The 9,094-nt window shown below is 68.8% G+C and carries 11 protein-coding genes; 3 read left to right on the forward strand and 8 right to left on the reverse strand.

What is annotated here, in order from left to right; all coding sequences use genetic code 11:
• Window positions 1-49: 49 nt before the first annotated feature.
• The 5 genes from O7598_RS24205 to O7598_RS24225 form a co-directional block, all read right to left on the reverse strand.
• Window positions 50-310, reverse strand: a complete 261-nt coding sequence (locus tag O7598_RS24205; RefSeq protein WP_269693573.1) for a hypothetical protein — start codon at window positions 308-310, stop codon at window positions 50-52.
• Entirely contained in the window at window positions 310-1,302 is a 993-nt protein-coding gene (locus tag O7598_RS24210) for an FAD-binding oxidoreductase (protein WP_269693574.1), read from the reverse strand. Before O7598_RS24210 ends, O7598_RS24205 begins: the two co-directional genes overlap by 1 nt.
• Window positions 1,299-1,448 (reverse strand): hypothetical protein, encoded by a 150-nt coding sequence (locus O7598_RS24215; RefSeq protein WP_269693575.1) that lies wholly within the window; start codon window positions 1,446-1,448, stop codon window positions 1,299-1,301. Before O7598_RS24215 ends, O7598_RS24210 begins: the two co-directional genes overlap by 4 nt.
• A 205-nt stretch (window positions 1,449-1,653) precedes the next feature.
• The gene (locus O7598_RS24220) at window positions 1,654-2,466 is read right to left on the reverse strand and encodes a hypothetical protein (RefSeq protein ID WP_269693576.1); all 813 of its coding nucleotides are present in this window, start codon (window positions 2,464-2,466) and stop codon (window positions 1,654-1,656) included.
• A 62-nt stretch (window positions 2,467-2,528) separates the two neighbouring features.
• Window positions 2,529-2,999 carry a glycine-rich domain-containing protein gene (locus O7598_RS24225; protein WP_269693577.1) on the reverse strand — a complete coding sequence of 157 codons (471 nt, stop codon included), beginning with the start codon at window positions 2,997-2,999 and terminating at the stop codon, window positions 2,529-2,531.
• A 169-nt stretch (window positions 3,000-3,168) separates the two neighbouring features.
• Between O7598_RS24225 and O7598_RS24230 the strand changes: the two genes are divergently transcribed.
• On the forward strand, window positions 3,169-4,593 hold the full coding sequence (locus O7598_RS24230; RefSeq protein ID WP_269693578.1) for a helix-turn-helix domain-containing protein: 1,425 nt from the start codon (window positions 3,169-3,171) through the stop codon (window positions 4,591-4,593).
• A complete protein-coding gene (locus O7598_RS24235) occupies window positions 4,593-5,138 on the forward strand; it encodes a GNAT family N-acetyltransferase (RefSeq protein WP_269694960.1) in 546 nt (181 codons plus the stop codon). Before O7598_RS24230 ends, O7598_RS24235 begins: the two co-directional genes overlap by 1 nt.
• Window positions 5,139-5,326: 188 nt before the next feature.
• Here the strand turns inward: O7598_RS24235 and O7598_RS24240 are convergent.
• Window positions 5,327-6,492, reverse strand: a protein-coding gene (locus O7598_RS24240) for an IS3 family transposase (protein WP_269693579.1) whose coding sequence is annotated in 2 segments (ribosomal slippage) — window positions 5,327-6,205 and window positions 6,208-6,492 — 1,164 coding nt in all. Because the reading frame shifts where the segments join, the coding sequence is not laid out codon by codon here.
• 222 nt (window positions 6,493-6,714) lie between these two features.
• Here O7598_RS24240 and O7598_RS24245 point away from each other — a divergent pair.
• The gene (locus O7598_RS24245) at window positions 6,715-7,824 is read left to right on the forward strand and encodes a DNA cytosine methyltransferase (RefSeq protein ID WP_269693580.1); all 1,110 of its coding nucleotides are present in this window, start codon (window positions 6,715-6,717) and stop codon (window positions 7,822-7,824) included.
• 5 nt (window positions 7,825-7,829) lie between these two features.
• Here the strand turns inward: O7598_RS24245 and O7598_RS24250 are convergent, their stop codons facing one another.
• Entirely contained in the window at window positions 7,830-8,285 is a 456-nt protein-coding gene (locus tag O7598_RS24250) for a very short patch repair endonuclease (protein WP_332367388.1), read from the reverse strand.
• Window positions 8,286-8,411: 126 nt separating this feature from the next.
• Window positions 8,412-8,939, reverse strand: coding sequence for a hypothetical protein (locus O7598_RS24255; protein WP_269693582.1), 528 nt, complete (start codon window positions 8,937-8,939; stop codon window positions 8,412-8,414).
• Between the last annotated feature and the right edge of the window lie 155 nt (window positions 8,940-9,094).

Raw genomic sequence — 9,094 nt, forward strand, 5'->3', positions numbered from 1 at the left:
AGGCCCCGTGCCACACAATGTGGCTGCCGCGCCGATATTTCTGCGCCGCTCAGTCGATGGAATTTCCAACGTCGGCACGTTCCGACTGCCAATTGCGCAACGCAGTTTTGATCCGGCGGTTCTCGTCGTGCGCCAGGTGGAGCTGGTGGGAGCGTTCGGCGAGTTCGTGGGCGAAGCGGTGCAGGACGGCGTCGACGTCCTCGACGCGGTAGCCGCGTCGCAGTCGCGACGTCAGCGGCAGGCGGATGGCTTCGATCCGGCCGGGGGTGAGCGGCCCGGCGAGGGCGTGGCGGCTGCGGTAGACGGTCATCACCGCTGCCCGATCGTGGGTAGGTGCTGGTGGTCGGCGGGGACGCCGGCGAGGCTGAGCCAGCGGCGGGCGGCGGCGAGCATGGCGGGCGGGCCGCAGACGTGCACGTGCTGCCCGGGCCGGTGGTGGTAGGTGGCCAGCGCAATGGCGGTGCCCTGCTCGGCCGGTGTGGCCTCGGGGTCGTCGGAGAACGCCGGCACGACGCTCAGCCAGTCGTGGGCCTGTTGGAGCTTGTCCAGCGCGATCGCGTCGTACAGGTCGGCGAACGCGCGAGCACCCACGATCAGGGTGACCCGCCGGCCGTCGGGCGCGGCGGCGACCTGCTCGGTCAGGGCGCGCAGCGGCGCCAGCCCCGTCCCGCCGGCCACCAGCAGAAGATCGTCACCGCCGTCGACCAGCTCCAACCCGGAGTCCTGCGGCGCGCCGAGGTGCAGCAGCTCGCCGGGGCGTACCTCGTGGACCAGGCTGTGGGAGACGGACCCGGAACCGACGGCCCGGACGTGGAACTCGATCGTGCCGTCCGGGCGCGCGACGTTGGCCGGCGACAGCCACCGCCATCGGCCGGCGCGCCGAGGTGTGCTGACCGGGATCGCCTGCCCGGCACGGAACGCCAGCCGCCGCCACGGTCGTACCGTCAGGATGGCGATCGTGTCGGCGGCGCGGTCGTGGTCGACCACCTCGACCGGCCACCACGCCGGCCCGTCGGCGAGGCGGGCGGCGGTGCGCTCGATCAGCCGCCACGCCCGCCACCAGCGCAGGCCGGGCGCGGGCAGCAGGGCGTCGCCGACCGCCGCCGCGTGCCAGGGCCGCAGACCGAAGCTTCGGTACGCGCACCCGAGCGCCCGCAGCAACGCCAGCCGCCCCGCCCGGTCGTCGCCACCCTCCAGCAGCCGCAACAGCGACGCGTGCAACAGCGGCGCGTCCCGCTCCGGCAGCAACCCCGGACAGCGATCCTGCACCGCCACCCAGAACCGGCCCGCCTCCCCGGTCACCGCGCCGCGCCCGCGCCGGAACCGGACGCTCTGCCGCCGCACAGCGGGTCCGGCGGCCGGCGCTCGGGTACGTGGGCGCGGACGGCCGGCGGGCTCCCGTCGGTGACCGGGGTGCGGGCGGGGAAGTCGGCGAGTGCGGCGGACATCGGTGGGCGCCTCCGGGGTCGGGCTCGGGTCGTGGAGTGGCGCCGGGGCGGGCGGGGTCGGCGGGCAGCCGCGATCGGGGACGCGGCACCGCCGGAGCCCGGCACCCGCCCCGGGCCATGCGCCGACTGTCGACCTTGGCCGGTGGCGTGCGTATGACCCCGCGATCTTCGCCATCATGCACGCTAGGTATACGGACGGTGACACTCAGGACGAGGCGAGGCGGCGACTCTCCCGGTGGTCGCGCCAGCGGCGGGCGGCGTCGAGGAGCGCCCCACGGTGCGGGGCGGGTGAGGTGTGCTGCCGGCGTTCCCAGAGCCGCGCCAGCGCCACGGAGAACGCGGTGACCGCGTCCGGGCGCGCGTCCGCGAACGCCGGCACCCGGGACGCCCACCGCTCGGCCGCAACCGGATCGTGGCCGGCGCGTACCAGACGGACCAGCATGAACGCGGTGTCGATCCAGGCGGCCCCGCGGCAGGGTGCGGACCAGTCGACCAACCGCAGCCGGTCACCGTCGAGGAGGAGGTTGCGGGGCGTCATGTCGGTGTGCAGCAGCGTGTCCCCGTCGACCAGCTCGGGATCGACCAGGCCGCGCCAGCGCTCGGTGAACGGCTGTGCCTCGACGAACGGGCTGGGCGTCAGCCGGCGGGCCAGCGTCGACAGCAGCCCAACGACCGCGTCCAGGTCCGGCGAGCCGGGTTCGAGTCGGGGATACCGGCCGGGCGCGTACGCGAAGCCCAGCAGCAGCCAACCGTCACGCTCGACCGTCCACCGCAGCCGGGGCACCGCGTCGGGCAGGACCGGGTTGATCCGGGCCTCCCTGCGGTACGCCCAACCCTTCGGTCCGTCGACAGGCCCGCCCTTGCAGAAGATCCGGCCGTACGCGGTGTCGACGACAGCGGCGAACTCGCAGGCGGCACCATCCGGCACCGGGTCGACGCGGAGGACGTCACCGGCCTGCCGCGCGATGTCGCGCCGCACCGCCACGGGCAGCTCGTCCCAGTGGTGGCGGTGCGCCATTGGTGTGCCCTTCGCCGGCGGTGGTCCCGGCCAGCGTAGGCCCGGGACCACCGCGCGACGTGTCACCCGGTCGGGCTGTCGTGACACCCCGCGTGGCACTGATGACACTTGGTCTGGCACTCCGCCGCCACCGCCCACAACTCCCGGTCGAGCGCGAAGCCGGCGGCGACGATCGCGTCGACCGCCCGGGAGATCGGCACGCCCAACGGCTCCGGCACTGCCGGCCCGCTCTCCTCGGCCGGCGGGTCGGGCTGGTGGTGGATGAACCGCCCGGCGATGCGCTGGCAGAAGTCGGCGTAGTCGCGGGTGTGCAGGATGAACGTGTGCCAGCCGACGTCGACCAGCTCGCTCGGGCCGAGCGGCACGGTCGCGGTGGCGCACGCGCCGAGGAAGGCGAGCGCCTGGTCCATGATGCGAGCGGGCAGGTCGGCGGCGAGGTCGGGATGGTCGCGGGCGATGCGGGCGGTCAGCGCGTCGAACAGCTCGGCCGAAACGAGCGCCCGGCCGGCGCTGACCCGGTCAATCGTGAGCATCGTGCTCCTTCCGTCAGGGGTGCCCCCAGATTCGGTACGCCGACCGGCGCGGACCATGTTGCGGGGATCGTCGTCGATATGCGCGGCACGCATACCGTCACCCCGCGAAACGGTTTGAATGGTTAGGCTCGATTTCGGACACAGCCACCCGCGTGGAGCGAGGTTGCCGGTGACACACGCGAACTGCCCCCGCTGCGGCGGACGCCTGGCCCGCGACAACGACAGCGGTCGTTGCGCGCCCTGCCAGGCCGCCGAGCGCGACCGCCTGAGCGCGCCGCCGGTGGTGCCGGAGTCGTTGTGGGAACACGGGCCCGTGCGGCACGCGCTCGCGTCACGACATCTGGGACGGGTCATCCGGGCGTACCGGTGTCATCCGTACCACGGGCGGCACCCGCTGCCGCAGAGCGTGGTGGCGGCGTGGTTGGGGATCACGCAGGCGCAGTTGAGTCGGATCGAGAGCGGACCGGCGATGGTGCATCTCGACCGCCTGGCGCACTGGGCCACGTTGCTCCGGATACCGCCAGCTCGTCTGTGGTTTGCCCTGCCGGGCGAGTCGGCCCCTACAGTGGTGTCAGGCGCACGCGTTGAAGAAGGTGGTCGTACGAATCGCCGGCAATTCCACGCTCTGGCCGCGCTCGCTGGCATCCAGGCCAGTAGCGGCCTGGACCTGCTGACAGCGGGTGCTGAGCCGCCACCGAACCTCGGTATGGAACAGGTGCGCTACGCGGCCTCACTCGTCGACCAGTTCCGGACGGCGGATGCGGCGGTCGGCGCGGACGCACTCTGTGACATCGCCATGCAGGTGCACCAGCGTCTCTCTGCCTGGGCTGAACAGACCGCATACAGCCGGTCGGTGGGCGAGGCGCTGCAAAGCGCGCTGGCACATCTGGCGATTCAGGCAGCGTGGCTCGCTATCGATGCGGACCGCCGCCCCGGGGCGAGGCCCTACCCGAATGAGGCAATCGCGCGAGCGCGCATCGCCGACGACGCTCGCGTCGAGGTACGTGCTCTCGCCTGCATGTCACTGCTGCTCCGAGAGGATCGGCCGGCCGAAGCGATGCACTGCGCCGAAGCAGCACTGCGTGCCGCCGCCGGCTGGACAACGCCGCGCCTGACTACGCTGCTCCACCTCCGCTCAGCTCATGCCCACGCCATTCTTCGAGACACGTTCGGCTTCGAGCGTGAGATGACCAAGGCTCGCCGCGCATTCGAAGGAGGCAGCCACGAAGATGACCTGCCCTTCATCTCCTTCGTGACCGAGCAGGAGGTCACCGCCATCAACGGGCTCTCGTACCTTGCGCTCGATCGGCCGGATCGAGCCGCAGCCTGCTTCCGGGCAATCACGGCCAGCCCTCCTGACGCGCACCGACGTAACCGGGTCTACTCCACGGCTCAGCTTGCCCGGGCTTCGATTCGCCAAGGCGATGTGCCGGGCGCAGCCCACGCCGCGCTGGCTGTCCTGCCTGAGCTTCACCAGGTGCGTTCCGGGCGGACCCTGCGCGTGCTCGCCGAGGTGCGGTCCGGCCTTGATGCACATCGCGCGGTCTCCGAGGCGCGGCAGTTCTTCGACGTCTACGACGGCTCGCTGGCGTGATGGTGCCCAACGTTCGCTTGCGCCACTACTCGGCCATCGAAGCCGAGACCGTGCTGGCCCAGCTCGTGGACGTGTATCTCGACGCGCACGCCGGCGATGGGCCGCTCTATACAGCCGAACGGTACGAGCGGCAGCTCGCGGCGCACTTGCCCCGCCCGGGCTGGGCATCCGTGACGGCTTGGGCCGGTGACGAGTTGGTCGGCTACATCTATGGGTTTCCGCTCGGCGCGGACACCCGATGGTGGGACGGCATTCAGGGGTCGATGTCGTCCGGCTTCACGGATGAGAACGGCCGACGGACCTTTGGCGTCAGCGAGTTGGTGGTGCGGCGCTCTTGGCAGCGCCGAGGTATCGCTCGGGCACTGCACGACGAGTTGATGGGCAGCCGGGCTGAGGAACGGGCGGCGTTGCTCGTGCGGCCGGACAACACCGCTGCCCAGCATGCGTATGACGCATGGGGGTGGCAGCCGGTCGGGCGGCTCCGGCCGCCCTGGGACGGTGCGCCCCTGTTCGAGGTGCGGACAAAGTCGATCATGCCGAATTGATGGAGAACAATCGCGCTTAGGCCCTAGCCGACCTGGCAACCACCCGCACCACCCTGCGTGCCCTCGCCGCCGCCGAGTTCACTGCCGACGACCCCACCATCGCCGGCACCCTCTACCAGCAAGTCCTCGCCGTCCTTCGTGCCGCGCTGGCCGGCAGGGTCTGCTGCACCGAGAGGTGACAGTTTCGGTCACGCGGCCTGACTGGCCGGTCGGGTCATGATGGTCTCGTACCCGATAGGGATCAACCGGGACAGGGATCGTTGGCGTCGGCGGCGGTGGTAGGTCCGCTCGATCCAGGTCACGATCGCGGTCCTCAGCTGCTGCCGGGTCGTCCAGGTTCGGCGGTCGAGGACGTTGTTCTGCAGCAGCCCGAAGAACGACTCCATGGCAGCGTTGTCGCTGGCGGCGCCGACTCTGCCCATCGACCCGGTCACATGGTGCTGGTTGAGGGCGTGGACGGATTTCCGGCTTCGGAATTGCGACCCGCGGTCGGTGTGCAGCACGCAGCCGGCCACGTCACCACGGCGGGCTGCGGCGTTGTGCAGGGCGTTGACCAGTCTCGACTTCATCCGTGAGTCGATGGAGTAGCCGACGATCCGGTGGGACCACACGCCCTTGATCGCGCACAGGTACAGCTTGCCCTCACAGGTGCGGTGTTCAGTGATGTCGGCCAGCCACAACCGGTTCGGGCCGTCCGCGGTGAAGTCGCGGCGCACCAGATCGTCGTGCACCGGCGGACCGACCTTGCCGCCCTTACCCCGACGCTTGCGCTTGCTGAACGCGCTGAACCAGCCCATGCCGGAGCAGATCTTCCAGGCGGTGCGCTCGACCATCGGCTGACCGGCAGCGCAGGCCTCATCGGCCAGGAACCGATATCCGAACTCCGGGTCGTCGCGATGGGCGTCGAACAACGCGTCCGCCCGATATGCCGCAGCCAACTCGGCGTCGGTGACACGGCGGGCAAGCCACCGGTAGTAGGGCTGACGAGCGATCTTCAATACCCGGCACGTCACCGCCACGGGGACCCCGTCGGCGGCCAGCTCGCTCACGAGCGGGTAGAGCCTTTTCCCGGCAAATGCGCCTGCGACAGGTAGGCCGCAGCCCGGCGCAGGACCTCGTTCTCCTGCTCCAGCAGCTTGATCCGCTTACGGGCCTCACGCAGCTCGGCTGACTCGCCGCCGCCGGCACCCGGTCTGGTTCCGGCGTCGATGGCAGCCTGGCGCATCCACTTGAACAACGTCATCGGGTGGACTCCGAAGTCCTTGGCGATCTGCTCGACCGTCACGCCCGGATCGCGGTCACGGACCAGCCGCACGACATCGTCGCGGAACTCTCGGGGATAGGGCTTGGGCACAGCGACATCCTTCCAGCTCGCCGTCAGGGCAAGCCATCTCAAATGTCACCTATCGGTGCAGCAGACCCGAGGGTGGTGCGAACGGCTACCTATTGGCTGCTGGCGGGTGCGTGAACCCGCCAGCGCGTCCCCTTGCGCCCACCCAGCCAGCGCCAGCTATCGTCTAGCTTCAAGCCGATCATGACCTAGGACGGCTCGGAAGCACGGAGCGGAGCGGAACACATGCATACCGTTGTCGACCTGTTCGCGGGCTGCGGCGGCGGATCCATGGGATTCAAGAAGGCCGGCTTCAAGACGCTCGCCGCGATCGAGATCGATGAGGACGCCGCGGCAGCCTTCTCCTTGAATGTCGGCGTGAAGCCGATGGTCAAAGACATCCGCGACGTGTCTGTCGAGGAGCTCCAGGCATCTGGCGTCCAACCAGGGGAGCTGACGCTCTTGTTTGGCTGCCCCCCATGCCAGAGTTTCACCGTACTTCGCAGGGGAAGCACTGACAGTGACCACGACCTGCGGCGAAACTCCCTGATCTTCGAATATCTCAGACTTGTCGAAGGTTTGCAGCCCCGCCACATCGCTTTCGAGAACGTCCCTGGCCTTGTAAACGGCCGCTGGTCGACGTACTTCGAAATTTTTCGAGAGAAGCTCGACGCGATGGGATACCGGATCGCGTGGGACGTGATCGACGCGGCCGACTACGGTGTGCCGCAACGACGCCGGCGAGTTCTCGTCATCGGCAGCCGGGTCGTCGAACCGCAGCTTCCTGAGGCCACGCACGGCCCCAAAGGGGGTAAGCAATCGTACGCCACAGTGCGGCAGGCGATCTACAGCCTACCGGACCTGGCCCCGGGCGAAGTTGATCCGCACGATCCCTTTCATAAGGCCCGCCGCCACAGCGAGATCGCCCTGCGCAGGTTGGCCCACATCCCTGAGGGCGGCGGTCGGGCAGATTTGCCCGAGGATCTCGTGCTCGACTGCCACAAGAATCACAACGGCCATTATGACATTTACGGCCGGATGTGGTGGGACCGGGTAGCACCTACTCTGACCTCTGGTTGCACCAACGTGACGCGGGGCCGTTTCGCTCATCCCGAACAGGACCGTGCGATCACACTGCGCGAGGCGATGCTGCTGCAGACGTTCCCGCGGAAAGCGCAGCTGTGCGGCACCCACGATGCAATGGCACTGCAAGTAGGAAATGCGGTCCCCAGCCTACTCGCGGAACGCATTGCCGCACAAGTCCTCCAGATGGAGCACCTTTCCGTGGCGGATCTTCGCGAAGACGACGAGCAGGCGGAATTCGTGGATAAGAATGGGGAGATTCTCGCCGCTTAGCGGACTCAGGCCGAAGTTGCGGCCGTACGCACGGCTCGTGTGACTGCTACGACCATGTCAGAAATGTTTTCATGGGACCAGAAGCGAAGGACCCTCCAACCACGAGATTGGAGGTGTGCGGTCGTCTCCGTGTCCCGGCGTCGGTTTCCTTCGAACTTGGACGCCCACCACGCCTGATTGCTCCGCGGAACCATGCCGTGTTCGGGGCAGCCGTGCCAAAAGCAGCCGTCGACGAAGACGGCCACCTTCACGCGCGTGAAGGCGATATCGATCGTCCGACGTCGCCAACCCGGTACGGGCAGTTGCACCCGATAGCGGAGGCCCTGGGCATACAACATCCGGCGTAGCTGAATCTCCGGCCCGGTGTCCCGACGCGGGAGGCGACTCATCTGCGCCGAAACCATAGGCGACGAGGGCACCATGGGAAGCGGCGGCGCCACAGCTTGCTCGGCCGACACCATGCTCTACCCGCCTCATCCGCAGCCTGGAACCCCGGCGACCAACTGTACCGTCAAGCCTATGCCGCCCCCTCGTGGTCGGCCCGGCCCTCCCACGGGCGTTGCCGGGTCCGACCACGATCGCTGGGCTCAGTATTCGTCGGCGACGTTGGGCCGCGGGAACCAGCTGTCGAGCGGGACGCGCCCGAGATAGGTGTACGCGACGACGTCGGCACCGACCGGCGCGAACAGCTCACGTGCCTCGTTGATGTAGATGCCGCCCCCCGCCCTCTTGTACTTGGACCATCGGCGCACGACCTCGTTGGCCGACGCTAGGTAGTCCGACAGGTACTCGTCGCGCTGCCGCCCAGGCCGGATCTGTCGGCGGCAGTAGATGTCGTCTCCGGACGCCTTCAGCGTGTACTTGACGCCGACACGCGGACCAGCCCAGCGGTCGCCTGGGGATAGGTGGCCGGGCGCGGCCGGGGAGATCCTCGTTCCGTCCAGATCAAACTCCAGAAGCCGGTCGTAGCGCCCCGCATACCAGGTCCCGCCACCGGCCTTTACGAGCACATGCCGCCACTCGTTAATGTAGAACACGCCGGAAGGAGGCTCTCCATGTTCTCCTTTCACTTCGGCCACCATCTCAACGAGTCGCGAGTGCTGGTCAGTGGTCAAGAGGGCTCGTTCCCGCCTGTCCACTACATAGACGAGTCGGATATGCCCATCGGCGGTTACCCGGTACTTGGCGTCGGTCTTGGCCGACGACGGCTCGAGCCAGGGGTATTGCCGCCGTTGCTTAGGTACCGTCACTGTCACCTTCAGTTGTAGTT

This window comes from Micromonospora sp. WMMC241 (assembly GCF_027460165.1).
Taxonomy (GTDB): Bacteria; Actinomycetota; Actinomycetes; order Mycobacteriales; family Micromonosporaceae; genus Micromonospora; species Micromonospora humi.

What these genes read in the sequence shown, in the direction of transcription:
- O7598_RS24235 (WP_269694960.1), top strand. Translation starts at nt 4,593, where the DNA reads ATGGTGCCCAACGTTCGCTTGCGCCACTACTCGGCCATCGAAGCCGAG.
- O7598_RS24225 (WP_269693577.1), bottom strand. Translation starts at nt 2,999, where the DNA reads ATGCTCACGATTGACCGGGTCAGCGCCGGCCGGGCGCTCGTTTCGGCC.
- O7598_RS24220 (WP_269693576.1), bottom strand. Translation starts at nt 2,466, where the DNA reads ATGGCGCACCGCCACCACTGGGACGAGCTGCCCGTGGCGGTGCGGCGC.
- O7598_RS24205 (WP_269693573.1), bottom strand. Translation starts at nt 310, where the DNA reads ATGACCGTCTACCGCAGCCGCCACGCCCTCGCCGGGCCGCTCACCCCC.
- O7598_RS24250 (WP_332367388.1), bottom strand. Translation starts at nt 8,285, where the DNA reads ATGGTGTCGGCCGAGCAAGCTGTGGCGCCGCCGCTTCCCATGGTGCCC.
- O7598_RS24215 (WP_269693575.1), bottom strand. Translation starts at nt 1,448, where the DNA reads ATGTCCGCCGCACTCGCCGACTTCCCCGCCCGCACCCCGGTCACCGAC.
- O7598_RS24245 (WP_269693580.1), top strand. Translation starts at nt 6,715, where the DNA reads ATGCATACCGTTGTCGACCTGTTCGCGGGCTGCGGCGGCGGATCCATG.